Origin of the sequence: Archaeoglobus fulgidus DSM 4304 (assembly GCF_000008665.1) — an archaeon.
Lineage (GTDB): Archaea > Halobacteriota > Archaeoglobi > Archaeoglobales > Archaeoglobaceae > Archaeoglobus > Archaeoglobus fulgidus.
In genome coordinates this window covers 2,135,713-2,153,146 of record NC_000917.1, presented here as the reverse complement: position 1 = coordinate 2,153,146, position 17,434 = coordinate 2,135,713, and the positions used below count along the sequence as shown (strand labels likewise).

Sequence of the window (17,434 nt, the reverse complement as noted above, 5' to 3'; positions counted from 1 at the left end):
GTTCCTTAATTGCCTTTTGTTTTGTTTCCCAATTTTCCCCACGGGCAAACCTTGATACATATACCACACACCATTGTCCCTATGTCGGGATTGCTGGCAAACTCCTTTAGCTTTGCAGCGCACTTGTCCACCTCAAAAACCTCATCCCTTTCGGGATAATCGTCAAACTCAGAGTAGCGCAGAGCCTGAGTTATGCAGCTATCGATGCACTCCCTGCAAACTCCGCATCTGTTTCTCGCGGGCTTTCCAGCTTTCAGGGGCATGTCCGTTAGAACGCTTGCTAATCTCACTCTCGGGCCGAACTGAGGCGTTATTAGGAGCAGATTTCTCCCAACCCACCCCACTCCTGCAGCTCTGGCAATGGCTTTGTGGGAGACGTAGCTCCTCCAGTGAAGGTCGCTGAGAACTTTGGAGGCGGGAATCGGCAGAGCCTCGTAACCCTCACTCTCAATAGCCCTGCTGATTTCGAAGGCGATTCTGTCGAGCATGTCGTTGGCAACAACGTAGTAGCGGGAGTAGAGGTTTCTTGAGTCCGGCAGCATATCGAAGAGAGGGTCTGGGAGCTTAACACCTATGGAGATGCCGAAGTCGAAGCTATCCAGAAGGTTTTCCGGAAAAGTTTCATACTCTCTGAGAAGGTCCAAATCCGCCACTCCAAAGATATCAGCACCGAGCTTTTTCGCCATCCTATCAATTTCATGAAATTCCATGACGTTTTTCTTGCAGCATCAACATAAACCTTTTCAACTGCCATGCCAAGCCACACCATGGACATTGAAAGAATGCTGGAGGAGAGGTTCAGGGGAAGAGAGGTCCCAGAGGCTTACAAAATCCTCTCACGAAGGCCTGAAACTCTTTTACGGTTCATTGAATTCAGAGACAGCATTATGGCTGAAGGAAAGCTAAATCCCATCCTGAAGGAAAAGATTGCCCTCGCAGTTTCGAAGGTTAATTACTGCAACCCCTGCCTCATCAGCCACAGCAGAAAGCTGGAAATGATGGGAGAAAGCATTGAACCTTTGAATGAGAGAGAAAAGGCTGCCCTGAGCTTTGCTGCAAAAATTGCAATAACTAAGGGAAAGTTGGAGGATGAAGAAATTCAAAAAATCCTTGAAATCTTCGATTACGACGAGTTGCTGGAAATAGCCCTCGTTGCAAGCCTTTACATGTTCCTGAACACCTTCAACAACCTTCTCGTCCGCTAATCGAAGTCCCAGATAGTCCTGCCTTTGTAGAACATCATGACGTAGCCGCAATTCTCGCAGATAGCTATGCGGACCTTGTGGGCCGTAAATCCCCACTTGCTGTCCAGCTTTCCCTCTTCAGCCCTGAATTTTTCTCCACTGCAGAGCGGGCATTTCAGGTGCCTCCTCTCCATGCTATCAAGTGGCAGCAAGGCTTTTAATATTTACCGCTTAGTGAATTCGTGAAGCTGTTTGAGGGGGTTTACGCCTACACGTGGGGAAGGGCCTTCAGAGACTCGTCAAACTGCTACGTTATTGCGGATGAGGAAGTTGCAGTCATCGACCCGGGCACCTTCAAGAGCTACACGAATCTGAGGGGTTTGATGAGGAACGATGGAATTGGAGAGGCCAACTACGTCTTCAACACTCATCTCCACAGAGACCATTGCGAGAGCAACGTCCTCTTTGCAGAGAGAGGGGCATTGCTCGGTTTTGATTCTAAAGACATGGCCGTTTCCCAGTACCGCTTCAACCTTGACATAAAGCTCGGTAAGCATTTCATCATCGGAAACACCGGCATAGAAATTCTGAGAACTCCCGGTCACTCTCCCGGAAGCTTGACCTTCTATCTACCCGAGCACTCTGCTGCGATAACAGGAGACCTCATTTTCGAGAACGGAGTTCCGGGGAGATTTGACATCTACGGCAGCGATAAAAAGGAGCTTGCAAGGTCAATTGAGAAGCTGAGGTCACTGGATGCTGAGTACATCCTCCCGGGGCATGGAAGGATAATGAGGGGCAGAGAGGGCATTGACGCGATGCTTGAGGCCACGGCAGAGCTTCTGCACATCTGAGGAAAACCAATTTTAACTTCTCCCCGAACTTTGAAAGTGGACGAGTTGTTCTGCCCTCAGTGCGGGATGCTGAAAAGGAGGTGCAAGTGCAGGAAGCGGAGTATAAGGCAGAGAAACCTCGAGCTCCTGAAAAAGGTTGGCTACAAAGAGTTCCTTTTACCGCTTTTCGACACGGATGACGAAATAGTCCTCTACAAGGTTCTCAGACCCTTCAGGGAAAAACCAACAGAAGAGCTCGATTTTCTTCCATCAGAGCTTGCCAGCTGCCTTAGAAAAAGGGGTATTGGTAGGCTTTATCCGTTTCAGAAGGAGGCCATGATTCGGCTTATGGAGGGGAGAGACGTCGTCATCACAGCCCCAACAGGATTCGGCAAGACAGAGGCCTTTGCAGTTCCAATGCTTTGGAGGGCTTTGCACGGCGGTAAGGCCATGGTCTTTTACCCCACCAAAGCTCTCGCAAGAGACCAGGAGGAAAAAATCAAGTTCTACACCTCATCTCTCGGCCTGAGGGCGGTGAGATTCGATGGAGATTCCGGCAGAGAGGAAAGAAGGGCTGTGCTGAGCGGGAAGTGCGACATCATCCTGACCAATCCGGATATGGTTGACTACCACCTCAGGAACACGCCGGCCTTCAGAAGAATCTGCAGAGAACTCAGCTTCATCGCGGTTGACGAGCTCCACACCTACACGGGAGTTTTGGGCAGCAACATGCACTACCTCGTGAAAAGGCTATCCAGGTTTGCGGAGTTTCAGATAGCCTGCGCTTCGGCCACACTTTCAAACGCCGCCGAATTTGCCGAGGAGCTATTTGACAGAGACTTCGTACTGGTGTCTGGAGAGCACAGGAAGGGGACACTCCACCTCATTTTCCGCTACACACCCAGCCTTTACTCGGCGGTCAGAGAGATAGTCACGGCCTTGAGAAACAGGAAGATTATCGTTTTCGGAAACAGCTACAAGAGCGTTGAGACTATAAACCTGATACTGAGGCGACACGGGCTGAAATCGGCAATACACAAGAGCGGGCTGCCGAAGGAGGTCAGGGAGGAGGTTGAGGCGAAGTTCAAGAGGGGAGAGATTAACATCGTTGTCTCAACCCCAACTCTTGAGCTCGGAGTGGACATCGGAGATGTTGATGTTGTCGTTTCCGAGCTCGTTCCGTATGGGCAGATGATTCAGAGAGTGGGAAGGGCGGGGAGAAAGGGACAGGAAAGCGTAGGGGTAGTGATTCTGAGGGAGGACGACTCCATAAGCACCTACTACAGGACAAAGCCTGAGGACTATTTTAAGGAGGAGGCAAACGGCTACGTTGAGAGGCACAACGAGGAGGTTATGAAGTTCCAGCTCATCTCTATGTGCATCGAGAAGCCCGTACGGCTTGAAGAGCTGGATAGACAGTCTGCAGAAATCATGCAGAAACTCCAGGCTCAGGGAATTGTCGTTGAGAGGGAGGGAGCTTTTCATCCAACGGCAAAAGCAATAGAGCTGAGCAGAGCTTTCAGTTTTCGCGGAATAGGTGATGCGGTTAAAATATACCACGATGGAAAGTACATAGGGGAGAGGGCTTTACCGATAGCCGTAAAGGAGCTGTTTCCGGGAAGCATTTTGGTGCACAACGGTGTGAGGTACAGAACCGTTGAGTTAGACCTGAAAAGACTGAGAGCTGAGGTCGTTGAGCTGGATTACGGAAACGAAATAACAGACCCGCTCTACATGACCATCCCGAGAATAATTGAAGTTGAAGATGAAATTGAGGAGCCTGTGAATGCCGTTTACTGCTCAATCGAAATTAACTACCTCGTTCACGGATACATTGAGCGAGACGTCTTCGACAGAGAGAGGAAGGCTTTTCACTACCTCGACGAGCCCGTGAGCTACACCTTCAAAACAAAGGGGTTCCTATTCTCCGCCCCCTTCCCGGATCCGGCAGACTACGAGGACTACTACGCAGGAAGCTTCCACGCCCTGGAGCACGTTATAATAGAAACGACCGACGCCATAACGGGAGGGGGGAGCAGGGAGATGGGGGGTATATCCGTACCTGAAGGGGATATCTTCGTTTACGACGCGAGCGTTGGGGGAAGCGGTTTGTCAAAGCTCCTCTTCAAAAGACTGAGAAGGGCGTTTGAGATTTCCAAAACGATCCTGGAAAGCTGCGATTGCGGAAGAGTTGACGGCTGCCCCAAGTGCACCTACAGCTACCAGTGCGGAAACAACAACCAGCCCCTCAACAGGATTGGAGCGCTCAACATCGCTGAAAAAGTAATAAAAGGTGTAAAAAGAAAGACGGACTGGAGGAAATACACCGATGTTATCGAAATCAGGTATTTCCCTTAATACGTCGCTCTCACCATTGCCAGCCTCTTCAAGCTCTTGCAGAGCTCCTCGGCTTCCCTTTCCTTTCCCATGGCCTTCATTATCCCCATGCAGAGCTTGAAAATGGCCTCCTGATGTTCGTTTTTCTGTCTGAAAATCTGCACAGGGGAGATGTTCAATCTGTCGTATTCGTTGAAGTATTCGTTCTCGATACCGTAGCACTCAAAAGTTTTTTTCACGTGGAAAAGAAGCAAATGCAAATGGACGAGTTCTTCTTTGCCAAACTGGCCAGACATAGATTCTGTTCTCCCCACACTACTTAAACTTATCGATGCAGAAGGATTGGAGAAACCTTAAATTTTAAAAAAAAGTATAATAATTTATCATCTCACAACTACACAATTGAAAAGAGTTGCTCAAGAATTTTCACGAGCCGCTTTCCGCTCGGTGTAAGCTCGTACGAATCGCTGTTCTTCTCAACAATGTTCAGCTGCATCAGAGCCTTTAAGTGCCTGTCCAAAATTCCCGGATTCAGCTTCGTCTCAAACATCAGCTGAGAAAACCGGAGGGGAGCCTTTTCAAGGCTGAAAAGGATGTTACTCATCCCACTGCGGGAAATAACTTTCAAAATTTTCTGGCTTTCCCCATCCGGCTTTCTTCCAAAGAGTGTATCGACGTCTATCACGAGACCACCTCGCGTACATTATTATTGTAATGGTAATTACCAATACCTAATTAAAAAGGTTTTGGTAGAGCCTGTAATTGCGAAATAGAAATAACCATACCTAACAAAGTTTACTTAATAAAAAAGTTCGCAAAAGCGTTTTAATTAATAATTAAGCTGGCATGTGATTTTCTTGCAAAAACGAAATACGGCCGACGTAATTACAATGATTAAATCACTGATTTGTAAAAAAAGCCTATATTTGCCTCCACTTACTTTTTGCAATGCTTCAGCCGATGGAACCGAAAACCGTAAAGCTCGCCGTCACCGGAAAAAGGACAAGAGCTCTAATGATAGTGTATCCCGAAACTCTCAGCTATAGAGTAGTTGACTGTTCAAGAAGGCTTTTCTGCAGGATTCATGTTTCCAAGAACTGCCCTCCTTACTGTCCAATTGTTGTCGCCGCGAAGGACTTCGTTTCGGGGAGGAGAGAGCCGAAGTGAGGTGACACTTCTCGAATAGCTACAGTTTCTTGACCATGTATCCTTGTCTGAGCCTGTAGCCAAGTTTTCTGTAGTAATCCCTCACACCCACACCGCTGATTACCGCAATTCTGTCGTATTCTTCCTTCGCAATCTCCTCAGCCTCTTTCAGCAGCCTCTCACCAAACCCCCTGTGCTGGAAGGCGTCGCTGCTCTGCCCAATCGGCACAGCCCTGCCGTAAACGTGAAGCTCCCTAATTAGAGCAGCATCTCTCAACACCTCGATAAAAGGCTCTTTGGGAAACCTCAGCCTCACAAAGCCGACAAGCGCATCGTACTCGGGTATTTCGAAGGATATGAAGAACTCCCTACCTTCGGATGCAACGTACTCTCTTACAACAAGCTCGGCTTTGGAGTACTCCTCGGGCCTCACCCCTTTGTGTCCAACCTCCCTGCAGCGAATGCACCTGCAGCTGTATCCCATCTCCTTCAGCCTTCTGTGGACAAGCTGCCTGATGTTGCCCTTGTCCAAGCCTATTGCCGCCTTAACGGGAATGTCGCGCTGAATCCTCTGAACCCTCACCCACTCGGGAAAGCGACGCTTTGCCATTACGATTAGCTCCACCACCTCTTCAGTTGTGTATGGCTCATACTCCCCTCTCTTCCACATCTCGTAAAGCTCCGTCCCCTCAACGACAAGAGTAGGGTAAATTTTGAGGTAATCCGGCTTGAAGCTATCGTTCTCGAAAAGCTCTCTGAACATTCTCAGGTCTCTTTCAAAGCTCGACCCCGGAAGTCCGGGCATGATGTGGTAGCCGACCTTAAAGGCTGAGTCCCTGAGCAGTCTCGTTGCCTCCGCAACTTCCTTAACCCCGTGTCCCCTCTTTATTCTCTCCAGCACGTCATCGTAAAGGCTCTGAACGCCCAGCTCAACCTTTGTACCGCCGAACCTCAGCATCTCCCTTATGTGCTCCTCTCTCGCATAATCCGGCCGGGTCTCGAATGTTATCCCAACGCACCTCGCCTTGGCCCTCTCATTCTTCCTCTTCGCCCTTTCCAGGTCATTTTCGGGTTTGGTGTTGCTGTTAAAGCTGTTGAGAGCGTTGAAAATACCCAGCATGAATTTTTCCTTGTAATCAGCGTCTCTCGCGGGAAAGGTTCCGCCCATCACGATTATCTCAACCTTGCTAACGTCGTGGCCTATGCTCTCAAGCTCCCTAAGTCTTGCAGTGACCTGCTTAAATGCATCGTAGCCGTGCTGCCTCCCCCTCATCGCCGCAGGCTCAAGGCCGACGTAGCTCTGCGGTGTGTTCTTCTCCACACCACCGGGGCACGGAAGGCACTTGCCGTGGGGACAGGGTGCTGGAGACGTCATTACAGCCACCACAGCAACACCGCTGATGGTTCTGACGGGCTTAACTCTCAGAATCTCCCTCAATTTTCCGTAGAGCTCCGTCCCTTTCGCAGCCCTGAGTATCTCGGCGTCCGACGGTATGGTGGAGAGGCCGTGCCTTCTGGCGAATAACCTCTTTATCCTGAGAACTTCCTCCTTGCTTCTTGCATTCTCGGCAATCTCTTTGGCAAGCTCAAACACCTGAAAAGTAGAAATCAGCGGTTAAAATCTTTTACCTCCCTCATGACCTCCGCTCTGATTCTCTCTACAACCTTCTCCCTTCTCCTTCTGTTTCTGCTCTCGATTATCCTCCTCTCCCAGGGGAATGAGAGGGCGGGAAGCTTCTCATCCTCGTAGCTAATCAGAGGAGCGAGTATGGCCGCAAGCTTTGGAGCCTCAACGTTCGAGAGCGCTCTAACAAGGGCAATTGTGAGAGGAACTTTTGATCCCCCTTCCACGAAAGCTTTCTCACCGAATTCCAGCTCGGAGTAAAGCCTGTCCCTGAATACCCTTTCCTTAGGAACGTGGGAGGCTATGAACTCCCTTTCGTCGACCTCAACACTCCTTCTGAAGTCCCTTGAAATCTTGATGAAGGTCAGAGCAACTATCGACCACTCGATGAAGTCAGCAATCCCCGGTCTTTCAGAGAGCTGAGGCTTGATTGCGAGGGTGTAAAAAGTGAGGATGAAGAGAACCAGCATGAGAAAAGTCCTCTCCGACCTTATCCACTGGAAAACCTCACCTTCAAAGGCTGTTGAGAGTGCCGTAACGGCAAGAATCAGGAAGAGGGCGAGAGAGGGGAGGGCGAGAGACGGCAGCCCAAAAACCTCGGAAAGGTACGAGAAAAGGTAGTAGGAGGACAAACCAGCAATACCAAGAGATGTTGCGGAGATTAAAGACTGGTAGAGGGGCTTGTCGGTAAATCTGATGTAAGAGAAGGCGAACGACCCGGAGAAGATTGCTATATACCCTCTCACGCTCTGGTAAACGACGAAGTACTGCGGGTATCCGTGAGAAAGCAGGGAGTTAAAGGTAATGTCTGAGGAAACAATCAGGATGAAAGGGACTAAAACCAGTCTGAAAGGATTTAGCCTCTCAACTGAAGCGAGGGCTGAGTAAGCAACTATTAAAGTCAGCAGAGCAGCTCTCTGCATTTCGTCTGCAACCACGAAAACTTCTCCGAATAACCTCTCCTGATTCAGCAGGAAGAAGTAAATTGCAAATGCTAAACCGAGACCGGAAATAAGCTTGTTAAGCCTCATCGCCAACCACCCTCAAGTAGTCGTAAAAAGCCTCAAGAAAATCCCTTCTCGTGTACTCTTCCCCACCGTAAACGCCCCTCTCAAAGTAGTTCAGCAGGACTTCAGCCCTTACGCCGAGCTTCTCCATAACCTCCCTCGCAGTCATGCTCTCAACCCTGCCCAGCCTTTTTCTGCCGATTTCATCAATCTTTCTGACGATTTCAGCAATTCCATTCGAGTAGGGAGCCACTTTAATCTCAATCTCACCCCTCTTCCTCTTCCTGCCGTCCTCCCTGAAAGCCTGAACCCTCACCGTCCCGTACTTTTCGGGTGTAAGCGTTATGGTGTCCGTGAACTCCTCGAAGCCGTCGTATCTGACAAACGCCGGCTCGCTCAGCCTGATCTTCACGGTTTCCCCAACATCCCAGATGTTAGGAAGCTCAGGATGCTCCTTCTCAACGAAAAAATCTATTTTCTCAACTCTGAAGAGCATGCGGTAAGCGAGGAGTGCACCAACGCTGATGGCAGCGACCGCAACGGGAATGAGAATAAAAGGTGTGACAGACGAGAATTCCTTTATGGCCGGGAAGTACCTCTCGCTGCCTGAGTAAACTATGAGCTTTGGATTCTCAACCTCAAACTCGGCCATGCCGTTCAAGAGCTCCTTCTTCACACCGTCAACCTCGACGAATCCATCGGCTGGATTTCCATCTTTATCGAGAACGATGACTCTCAGCTTTCCGTCAACCTTCTGAGCCTTTATTTCTACAGGTTCCTTCATGTAAACGATTTTCGTTTCCGAGTATAGCAAATCCGGAATCTCTACTTTCAGCTCGTTCTTTCCGAGATTAAGGGGCAATTTAGCAGAGAAGTTGCCGTTTACAGCTTTAACCGTAACGTTTCCTATCCTTACCGTTGCGTTTACCGGCTGGCCATTGAAGTAAACCACCCCTGTAACATCCTCTCCTTCCCCAACGGCCTCATTTATCGCAACGCTCACCTCTCCAGCTTCAACTTCCTTCCTGAACTCCGCAGGAAGAAGATACCCCATTCCTTTGAAAATCAGCGCAATCTCGTGCTTCCCCTTTGCCAATGAGAGCTCTTCTCTGAAATTACCGTTAACGACTTCAATCTTTCTGCAGCTACCATCAACGCAGAGGTGTATCTGCCCGCTGAATGGAGGCGATGATTCAAGTTTTCCCGAAAGAGTGAACCATTCTGGAACTCTGCTGGGCAGAGTTACGTTGAAGGTCGGACGGTAGTAAATTTCAACCTCCGGGTCGCTCCACGATTCCATGTGGTAGAGCGTGCCCGTGAAGTGAGCCTGAACGCTGTACCTCCCCGTTACCTCCGGCACCTTTAGCACGGCCTCAAACTTGCCGTTTTTAACGGGCACAACTCCGGCAAGGATTCCCTCTCTGCTCTTTTTGTCCTTTTTGAGGAAAATCTCAACGTATCCCGAAACATCATTGCCGAATTCGTCCTCAACGTAACCTCTGACGGTAAAGTTCTCCCCCGCCACGAGCTTCGAGTCAATGTATGTTATGGCGGTTGTAGTGTTAATCCCCCTCCCCTCGGGAGCGGGGTCGAACTCCATCCAGCCTTCCTTGAACCTCACCTCCGCCCAGACGTAGGCATCGCTGGCGAAAATGGTCTGATTGGTCTCGACAGGGTCTGCAAGATAGCCGAATACTGCCCTTGCGGGAATTCCTATCGACTGGGCGAGGAGCACAAAGGCGGTGGCAAATTCTCTTGCAGTGCCCCTTTTCGTTTTGAAAAGAAACTCTTTAACGTCGGTTCTCTCGACGTACGTGTTTATGTAGTTGTTTTTGAGATAGCTCTCTATGGCCTTTACCTTCTCGAGGTCGGATGTGGCGTTGGCGGTAATTTTCTCCGCCAGAGCGCGTATTTCGGGATCGGGGTAGCTTGCAGTTCCCATAAAGCTTGTTGGCTTAAAGCTCTTTGCAGTCGTGAAGCCGTAATAAGGAGACCTGGTAGCGTTAATCCTGAAGGTTCCGGTTGCGGCGTTGTAGCACCTTTCTATGTTCTCACCGACCGGGAGTATCCCTTTCGTGTCTTTTGAGACGGGAAGGTAGCGGTTCAGTTCGACGATGGGCGTGAGCTTGAATTTCCTTGCTATTGGTATCGATTCCTGGCTGCAATCTCCTTTATCTTCAACCCACTTCCCGTTCTCGTACCTAGTCGCGGTGTACAGCCTGAGGTAGTTTGTTTCGGGATTCAGCCCCTCCACAAAGAAGAGCGGAACGTTGGGAGGGTTGAACGTGCTTGAGCTGTCGCTAAGACTTGCAAAGCCCCCTCCGCTACCTTCACCTCCGAAAACTTCCCCCTGGGTGGTTGAGTACTGAGGATACTGCACTCCCGCAGAATTCCCGCCTCCGAAATCCCCTTTGCCGATTAGCCCCTCAAAACCGGTTTTGCTGAAATCGAGTGATGAGATGAAGCTCGACAGCAGTGAAACTGAAATTATGATTAGGGCTAATCCTGCAATTTTTTTCAGCATTGGACAGTATTTGGCAAGGGTATTAATATTTCTGTCGGCTGAGGGTGTAAAGGAATATGCCCGCAGCCACGCTCAGATTGAGGCTGTTAACCTTCCCAACACCCGGAATTTTCACCACGAAATCGCACTGCTTCTTCACAGGCCTTGAGACGCCCCTATCCTCCCCTCCTATGACCACTGCTGCCGGAAGAAGGAGCGAGACCGCTTCAAGATCCTCTCCATCGAGGTCTGCAGCCAAGGTCGTGAAGCCGAGCTTCTTCAGCTTTTTTATTGCTGAGGCGAAATTCTCCACTCTCGCAATGGGGATGTGGAAAACAGCCCCAGCTGAAGCCTTTACAGCCCCCTCCTGAATGCTGCCAACCCTTCTCTTCGGCAGAACAACTCCTGCAGCACCGAAGAACTCTGCAGTCCTTATGCACGCACCTATGTTCCTCTGATCAACGACATTGTCGAGGAAGAGAATGAAGGAGCCGCCTGTTAAGGCCTTTTTTACGATGAATTCAAAGTCCGCGTACTTTATTGGAGATACTTCGGCGGAAAATCTCTCACCGTCCTTCCTGTAAATGGGCACTCCTTTTTTCCTAGCAATCTCAAGAATTTCGGATATCTTTGGGTTTCTTTCTCCCGAATGATAGATTCTGACAACCTTCCCTTCGAGCAAAGCCTCCTTTATGCTGTTCACATCCGTGAGCCTCACATCAGTAGTTGGGGCTGCGGTGAAAGAACTTATCCCAAAAAATTTAATATCCTATCTGCGAAGCATTTAACGAGGGGTCGTGGCGTAGCCAGGAAGCGCGGCGGGCTCCAGCGGCGTGATGATTGACGGGTCTGCTGAGCGGTGATGACCCGTTGGAGCTCTGACCCGAAGAGACCCGCCAGTCGTGGGTTCAAATCCCACCGGCCCCATTTTTATTTAAATGTCAAGAAATAGAAGGTTGCACTTTTTTAACCGACGATAAAATAGAAAAAGTAAAATTAAAGCTCTGCCAGAATTTCGTCCAGCAGCTTCAGGTAGTCCTCTTCCTTCTTCCAGAGGTTTCCAAAGCTCATGTCAGCATTGGGGTGGTAGTAGCGGTCTATAGCGAGAGCTCTGATGTGCGGGGCGAAGTTCTTTATCGCTGCAAGCATCTGGGAGCCGTGGTAGTAGATGCTGCCCAGCATGAGCACGAGGTCGTAGTTGCCCTGCCCGTCAAATCCCTTCCAGTCCGGGTCGAGCAGGAACTGCGTCAGCTCGTGAAGGACCGCGTAGTTCACCTTCTCGCCCAAACCAGCATCAATGAACCTCGTGATGGCACTTCCCGTTGCCACAACTGTGATATCTTTCTCAACGAATTTCTTTACTCTCTCAAACATCTCATCGGTCATATCTGGACCAACGATGAGCAGTGGCCTCTTTGCCTTCTTTATCATGTTTGCAACCGGCTTCCCCTTCTCAAGCAGAGTTGCCATCTTTGGCCCAGGAATGTTGGCCACATCAAAGGGCTGTTCCAAAGCCTTGGCCATTTTCACCACCTCACACCGTCATGAATCCATCTCTGAGGCATCTCTCAAGGTTCGTCGGGTTGAAGCCAGCATGGTAGCCCCTGATTGGCCCCTCGACAATCTTCTTCTTCTGCCAGTCAATCTTCCAGCCGTGCTTGTCCTCAAGCTCCTTCAGCAGTTCTTCCTTCTTGGCTAGTGGTAAGTCTGCCTCAGTTCTGACAAAGAGGTGCCAGTCATCTGGCATGCGCTTGAGGTACTTCAGACTGAGGTCGATGTAGTGCGTCAGCTTGATGGACCTTCCCTGAGTTGTGTCGTTCGGCCTGAAGCAGAGCTTTGCCATCAGCGGGATTGCCTCCTCAATGGTTTCAGCGGCAACAAGCAAATCCTGCGGGGCTGGCTCAATTCTGACCTTTTCTCCAGTCCTTGCATCGTAAACCATCCAGTCTTCATCGTTATATGGTCTGCCAAGGAAAGCTCTTCTGTACTTGCTGCCGTGCGGGCCTACAACTGCAGGGATTCCGAGCCTGTTGAAGCCTGTAGCGATTGATGCAGCTTTCTGGCTGTAAGCTCCCCAGGCAACACCGCACGCACCAACTCTGTTCAGGATGTAGTCTGCAATCTCCTCGTAGTTGGCCCTGATGTTTCTCTTGGCAAAGATTCTCGCAACCTTGATTGCAGCTCCGTGAATGTGGGCGTTAGCGACACAGCTACCGATCTGCACGACTCCACCGCCATCGAACCTGTCGTGGTATTTCTCATAGACTGTCTGTCCTTCCTCATCCTTGTAGAGTGCAGCATCAAAGGCCATACAGCCCGTTGTAACCACAATGTAGTTTCTTGATGCAAACTCATCCATTATGGTGTAAGCATCCCTTGTTCCGTTCGGGTAGTTTCCACATCCTATGACAGCGATTATTCCCGGAATCGTTCCCAGAACGATCGGAGCACCAACATTCCTAATTTCTGAATCCCTTATAGGACCTCTACCCCTTCTCAACTTACCTTTCTCGTTCACGATGAGATTCCATGCTGCGTAGTTGTACATGTCGATGATCGGAATGCCCTTTGGACAGACCTGTTCACACCTTCCGCATGCAATGCAAACATCCCACTCCTTCTCCAGCTTGCTCCTGTCTCCGTTTTCAGCAGCCTCCATCGCCTCGCCGATTCTGATTCCCTGCGGGCAGGCAATTGTACAGTTTCCGCACTGCGTGCATGCCCTTGCATACTCCATGAACTGCTCCTCTGTGAGTCTCGGCCCAATATCGTCTCCTCTCTGCTTCCTCCTCGCCCTCGCAACCTCAACCGCAACTTCTCCAACCTTCAGCGGGTCGAGGATGACACATCCCGGATTGCCATCGAGCAGGTACTTGATGATGTTCTTTGGCTCTTCCTTCGTCATGTCGGGCAGAGCGTGCATCGCCTTCTCGTTTGTGCAGATTACCGGGATGCCGAGCTTCTTAGTGTGGTAGAGGATGTCCGCCCTTATGCACTGCTCATCGATAACTATTACGTCAGCCAGTCCAGCCCTGATTACCTTAAGCTGCCTACCCAATGCCGAGACAATCTTTGCCTTCTGGTAGTATCTGGTCATGTCGTTTGCCGTGCAGCAGATACCGCCGAGGTCAACCTCATCCTCAAGTCCATTTTCCTCAATGTAGTCTGCAATGTTCAGCACAGGTGGCGCGTGGTGACCGATGACGAGAATCATGGCCTTGCTTCTGTCCATTACACCCATTCCGACCTCGATGAGGGGCTGGTTGTCCTCACCCTTCGGATAGCCAAAGGCGCAAATCTGGGCTATATCTGCAATCTCCTTTCCAAGAGAGTCGAGCATACCGAGGTGGAGAGCCTTGCTCTCGTAATCGAGGTAGCTACCCTCCTGACCTGTGTGGACTGCATCAACAACCTGCACAATCTGCTCCTCAGCATACCTCAGAGCCCTTTCCAAATCCTCAAGCGTCTTTGGCTTTATTCCCGTAATGAGCTCTGTGAGCGGTGCAACTTCATCAATTTCGGGGCCGAGGTCAACCGGAATCTCGCTAAGCTTCTTGCCCGTCATGTGCTCAATGTCGTGGAGCATGTGCCTTGCGTGGCCAGTATGGGCGGAAACACCAATGGAGCAGGCAATGGTCACAATTCTACCCGTTTGAGCAGCCAAATCGATACCGCACGCTCCCCTCTTGTTCCCCGTCAGGTCACACTTCCCCATCGTACAGAGGCAGCACATGTCGCAAGCGGGGGCGTAGAAGGGCTTGTAGCGCTTCAGCAGGAAGAAGTCCCAATCGCGAAGGGTTGCGATGCCCGGCATTGGCGTTGGACCCATTGGAGCCCATTCTTCTTCCTCTTCTGCTATTTCTCCTATTTTTATGGTGACGTTCCTTAGGTCGTCTACAACAAAAGCTCCCTTTCCGAATTCAAGCACCATTACAAATCACCTCTTTTCTGGCTACTCTTTTTTCCTGTAATTAAGAACTTTTCGATTTATTTCCGAATTTCTCGGAGGATAACACTTTTTCGCAATTTTTTGTTACCAAAAGTAAATTATATAGCATTACAATTTTTGCCATTCCGGAGCTTTAATTTAGGACAACCGAAAGCTTTAATAACATTTAGGTTAACCTAAGAGACGATGACAGTGGTACCGCTATCGGCGCTCAGAGAAGGCCAGGAAGGCAGAGTTGTTGCGATTAACGGGGGCAGGGGCTGTACAGCAAGGCTCATGTCCATGGGAATAGTTCCGGGCAAGAAAATCAGGATTGCCGGGCGGAGAGGTGGGGCTGTTCTTGTTTCGGTTAACGGAACCAAATTTGTCATCGGAAGAGGTTTGGCGATGAAGGTGGCGGTGGATGTTGGGGAGCAGGGCTGAGGACTATCTCGAAGCTATCTACAGTCTGAGCAAAGAGAAGGGTTATGCAAAGGTGATGGAGCTCTCCGAAGTGCTGAATGTCAAGCCCGCAACCGTTTCCGAGATGCTCGAAAAGCTCTCCAGAATGGGATATGTGGAATACAAAAAAAGGTCTCACGTAAAGCTGACGGAAAAAGGTGTCAGGGAAGCGATGAAGCTGAGGGAGAAAAGAAATGTTGTAATCAAGTTCCTCAAGGCGATAGGGGTTCCAGAAGATGTGGCCGAAAGGGATGCGTGCACCATTGAGCACGTCCTGCATCCCGAAACTCTCAGGCAGCTCAGAAACTTTGTTAGATTTGTTGAATCCAGCCCGGCTGTAAATCCGAGATGGTTGGAGCATTTTAGGGAGTTCTGCAGGACCGGAAGGCATCCGTGCAAGCAGAGGTGATTTTTTGAAGATTGCAATGGTGGGAAATCCCAACGTCGGTAAAACGAGCTTGCTGAATGCTCTGACCGGTGGGGACTTCTCGGTCGGGAACTTTCCGGGAGTGACGGTGGAAAAAAAGGAAGGGAAAGGTGTGATAGGTGGGAAAACGGTAACTTTCGTGGATTTACCCGGAATCTACAGCTTTCAGACGGAGAGCCTTGACGAGAAGGTTGCAAGGGATTACCTGAAAAACGAGAAGCCCGACCTCATTCTCAATGTTGTAAACGCCCTGAACCTTGAGAGGAACCTCTACCTCACTCTTCAGCTAACGGAGTTCGGCATTCCAATGATTGTCGTTCTCAACATGATTGACGAGGCTGAGAAAGAAGGCATAAGAATTGATGCTGAAAGGCTAAGCGAAATTCTGGGTGTACCGGTGGTAAAAACCTCTGCTGTAAGAGGTGTGGGAATAGAGGAGCTAAAAAGGGAAATCCTCAAAGGGGGTAGAGTTCCAAGGGCTTTTCGAGGAAACCTTGAGGATATAATCAGGACGACGGAGAAAATTGCAAGGGAGGTAACGGTAGCTGAAAAGCCAGAAAAATCGGAAATTGAGGAAGCCTTTGATGAAGTCTTCATGGATAAGCATCTCGGGATTCCCATATTCCTCTCCTTCATGTGGATGATGTTCGTTTTCACCTACTCCGTTGCTCAGCCGCTCAACGACCTTCTCAGCATTACATTCGATGCTATGGCGTCTTACATTGCCAGCTTCGACGGCTGGTTTTTCTCTATGCTCGGTAACGGCGTTGTTGCCGGAGTTGGGAGTGTTCTTTCCTTCGTTCCGAACATCGCCTTTCTCTTTCTGTTTCTGTCCATGCTTGAGCTGAGTGGATACATGCCGAGAGCCGTTTTTCTGGTTGACGGGTTCATGTCAAGATTCGGGCTGAATGGTAGGGCTGTAATACCGCTGATAATGGGCTTCGGCTGCAACGTTCCGGCAATTCTTGCCACGAGAAGCATAGAGGACAGAAAGGTCAGAATTGCGACAGCTCTAATAAATCCATTCATGTCCTGCTCGGCAAGACTTCCGATTTACGTGCTCTTCGCCGGGGTATTCTTCCCGAAGATGGGTAGTGTTGTGATAATGTCGATGTACCTGATAGGTGTTCTGATAGCCCTGATATCGGCCTTAATTCTGAGAAAAACTCTGCTGAAGGGTGAGAGCGAGTTCATAATGGAGCTCCCCCCTTACATGCTTCCTAACCTTAAGGAGCTGTGGATCATGACGTGGAGCAGGACGAAGCACTTCATTCAGAAGGCGGGGACTGTGATTCTGGCGATGTCGGTTGTTGTGTGGTACATCACCACCTATCCGGGAGGGAGCATAGAGGAGAGCTATGCGGCGATGCTCGGCAAAGCGATTCAGCCCATCTTTTCTCCAATGGGCTGGAGCTGGGAGCTGGTTCTGGCGCTTATATCTGGATTCGTGGCAAAGGAGGTTGTTGTGGCAACAATTGGCGTGCTGAACATCGACATTCGGAGCATAATGACACCCCACCAAGCGTTTGCGTACATGCTCTTCACCCTCCTCTACATGCCGTGCGTTGCTACAATAGCGGCAATAAGGGCTGAAATCGGGGCAAAATGGGCTGCATTTGCGGTCATCTTCAGCTTCTCGGTTGCCTACGTCATTGCCTTAATCGCAACGGGGGTGGGACTTTGGTTGTAGCCTTTGCCTTTACTGCCTTTTTCTCCCTCCTGACAATCCTTGAGGTTCTTTCAGCCCTGAATATCTTTGGAGGGGAAGGGACGCTGATGAACGCCTTTGTGCTCGGAACGATTACTGCAACCTTTGCAAAGGGTGTCGTTGTGAGAAGGGACTCGTATCTTTTCGTTGCCTCTCTGCTTGCTGCAGCCTTCTCGGTTCTGATGATTCTTGTTTATATGGCCTCAGGAAGCTTCAGTTACGGAATCTTCGGATTAGTTACAGTTCCGTACTTGGTTAAAAAAGCAAGAAAATAA

18 protein-coding genes and 1 tRNA gene are annotated in these 17,434 nt (G+C 49.9%); 9 read left to right on the top strand and 10 right to left on the bottom strand.

Features of this window, described 5'->3' with window-relative positions; genetic code table 11:
* Positions 1-5: 5 nt before the first annotated feature.
* Positions 6-710 (bottom strand): epoxyqueuosine reductase, encoded by a 705-nt coding sequence (locus AF_RS12150; RefSeq protein ID WP_010879896.1) that lies wholly within the window; start codon positions 708-710, stop codon positions 6-8.
* A 57-nt stretch (positions 711-767) separates the two neighbouring features.
* Between AF_RS12150 and AF_RS12145 the strand changes: the two genes are divergently transcribed.
* Positions 768-1,205 carry a carboxymuconolactone decarboxylase family protein gene (locus AF_RS12145; RefSeq protein ID WP_231487525.1) on the top strand — a complete coding sequence of 146 codons (438 nt, stop codon included), beginning with the start codon at positions 768-770 and terminating at the stop codon, positions 1,203-1,205.
* On the opposite strand, the gene AF_RS13235 is transcribed toward AF_RS12145, so the two are convergent.
* The gene (locus AF_RS13235; RefSeq protein ID WP_164466389.1) at positions 1,202-1,378 is read right to left on the bottom strand and encodes a hypothetical protein; all 177 of its coding nucleotides are present in this window, start codon (positions 1,376-1,378) and stop codon (positions 1,202-1,204) included. The two genes, AF_RS12145 and AF_RS13235, sit on opposite strands and share 4 nt — an antisense overlap.
* A gap of 48 nt (positions 1,379-1,426) precedes the next feature.
* Between AF_RS13235 and AF_RS12140 the strand changes: the two genes are divergently transcribed.
* On the top strand, positions 1,427-2,038 hold the full coding sequence (locus tag AF_RS12140; protein WP_010879894.1) for an MBL fold metallo-hydrolase: 612 nt from the start codon (positions 1,427-1,429) through the stop codon (positions 2,036-2,038).
* 36 nt (positions 2,039-2,074) lie between these two features.
* Positions 2,075-4,375 (top strand): DEAD/DEAH box helicase, encoded by a 2,301-nt coding sequence (locus tag AF_RS12135; RefSeq protein WP_010879893.1) that lies wholly within the window; start codon positions 2,075-2,077, stop codon positions 4,373-4,375.
* Here the strand turns inward: AF_RS12135 and AF_RS12130 are convergent.
* Positions 4,372-4,650, bottom strand: a complete 279-nt coding sequence (locus AF_RS12130) for a UPF0058 family protein (RefSeq protein ID WP_010879892.1) — start codon at positions 4,648-4,650, stop codon at positions 4,372-4,374. The two genes, AF_RS12135 and AF_RS12130, sit on opposite strands and share 4 nt — an antisense overlap.
* Before the next feature lie 98 nt (positions 4,651-4,748).
* Entirely contained in the window at positions 4,749-5,039 is a 291-nt protein-coding gene (locus AF_RS12125) for a helix-turn-helix domain-containing protein (RefSeq protein ID WP_010879891.1), read from the bottom strand.
* Between the two features lie 263 nt (positions 5,040-5,302).
* Between AF_RS12125 and AF_RS12120 the strand changes: the two genes are divergently transcribed.
* Entirely contained in the window at positions 5,303-5,521 is a 219-nt protein-coding gene (locus tag AF_RS12120) for a hypothetical protein (RefSeq protein ID WP_010879890.1), read from the top strand.
* Positions 5,522-5,540: 19 nt separating this feature from the next.
* On the opposite strand, the gene AF_RS12115 is transcribed toward AF_RS12120, so the two are convergent.
* The 4 genes from AF_RS12115 to rlmB are packed head-to-tail and all read right to left on the bottom strand — an operon-like array spanning position 5,541 to position 11,352.
* Positions 5,541-7,094 carry a tRNA uridine(34) 5-carboxymethylaminomethyl modification radical SAM/GNAT enzyme Elp3 gene (locus AF_RS12115; protein ID WP_010879889.1) on the bottom strand — a complete coding sequence of 518 codons (1,554 nt, stop codon included), beginning with the start codon at positions 7,092-7,094 and terminating at the stop codon, positions 5,541-5,543.
* A 14-nt stretch (positions 7,095-7,108) separates the two neighbouring features.
* Positions 7,109-8,155, bottom strand: a complete 1,047-nt coding sequence (locus AF_RS12110; protein ID WP_010879888.1) for a hypothetical protein — start codon at positions 8,153-8,155, stop codon at positions 7,109-7,111.
* A complete protein-coding gene (locus AF_RS12105) occupies positions 8,145-10,655 on the bottom strand; it encodes a transglutaminase-like domain-containing protein (RefSeq protein WP_010879887.1) in 2,511 nt (836 codons plus the stop codon). Before AF_RS12105 ends, AF_RS12110 begins: the two co-directional genes overlap by 11 nt.
* A gap of 22 nt (positions 10,656-10,677) precedes the next feature.
* On the bottom strand, positions 10,678-11,352 hold the full coding sequence (gene rlmB, locus AF_RS12100; RefSeq protein ID WP_010879886.1) for a 23S rRNA (guanosine(2251)-2'-O)-methyltransferase RlmB: 675 nt from the start codon (positions 11,350-11,352) through the stop codon (positions 10,678-10,680).
* A gap of 73 nt (positions 11,353-11,425) precedes the next feature.
* On the opposite strand from rlmB, the gene AF_RS12960 reads away from it, so the two are divergent.
* A tRNA-Trp gene (locus AF_RS12960) sits at positions 11,426-11,561 on the top strand.
* A gap of 69 nt (positions 11,562-11,630) precedes the next feature.
* On the opposite strand, the gene cdhB is transcribed toward AF_RS12960, so the two are convergent.
* Positions 11,631-12,158 (bottom strand): CO dehydrogenase/acetyl-CoA synthase complex subunit epsilon, encoded by a 528-nt coding sequence (gene cdhB, locus AF_RS12095; RefSeq protein WP_010879885.1) that lies wholly within the window; start codon positions 12,156-12,158, stop codon positions 11,631-11,633.
* Between the two features lie 10 nt (positions 12,159-12,168).
* Positions 12,169-14,565 (bottom strand): CO dehydrogenase/acetyl-CoA synthase complex subunit alpha, encoded by a 2,397-nt coding sequence (gene cdhA / locus AF_RS12090; protein ID WP_010879884.1) that lies wholly within the window; start codon positions 14,563-14,565, stop codon positions 12,169-12,171.
* A gap of 204 nt (positions 14,566-14,769) precedes the next feature.
* Here cdhA and AF_RS12085 point away from each other — a divergent pair, with 204 nt between their 5' ends.
* The 4 genes from AF_RS12085 to AF_RS12070 are packed head-to-tail and all read left to right on the top strand — an operon-like array spanning position 14,770 to position 17,434.
* Positions 14,770-15,006, top strand: coding sequence for a FeoA family protein (locus AF_RS12085; protein WP_010879883.1), 237 nt, complete (start codon positions 14,770-14,772; stop codon positions 15,004-15,006).
* Positions 14,987-15,433: a metal-dependent transcriptional regulator gene (locus AF_RS12080; protein ID WP_010879882.1), complete on the top strand. Its 447-nt coding sequence runs from the start codon at positions 14,987-14,989 to the stop codon at positions 15,431-15,433. Before AF_RS12085 ends, AF_RS12080 begins: the two co-directional genes overlap by 20 nt.
* A gap of 4 nt (positions 15,434-15,437) precedes the next feature.
* Positions 15,438-17,141: a ferrous iron transport protein B gene (gene feoB / locus AF_RS12075; RefSeq protein WP_209435119.1), complete on the top strand. Its 1,704-nt coding sequence runs from the start codon at positions 15,438-15,440 to the stop codon at positions 17,139-17,141.
* Positions 17,132-17,434: a hypothetical protein gene (locus AF_RS12070; protein ID WP_048064576.1), complete on the top strand. Its 303-nt coding sequence runs from the start codon at positions 17,132-17,134 to the stop codon at positions 17,432-17,434. Before feoB ends, AF_RS12070 begins: the two co-directional genes overlap by 10 nt.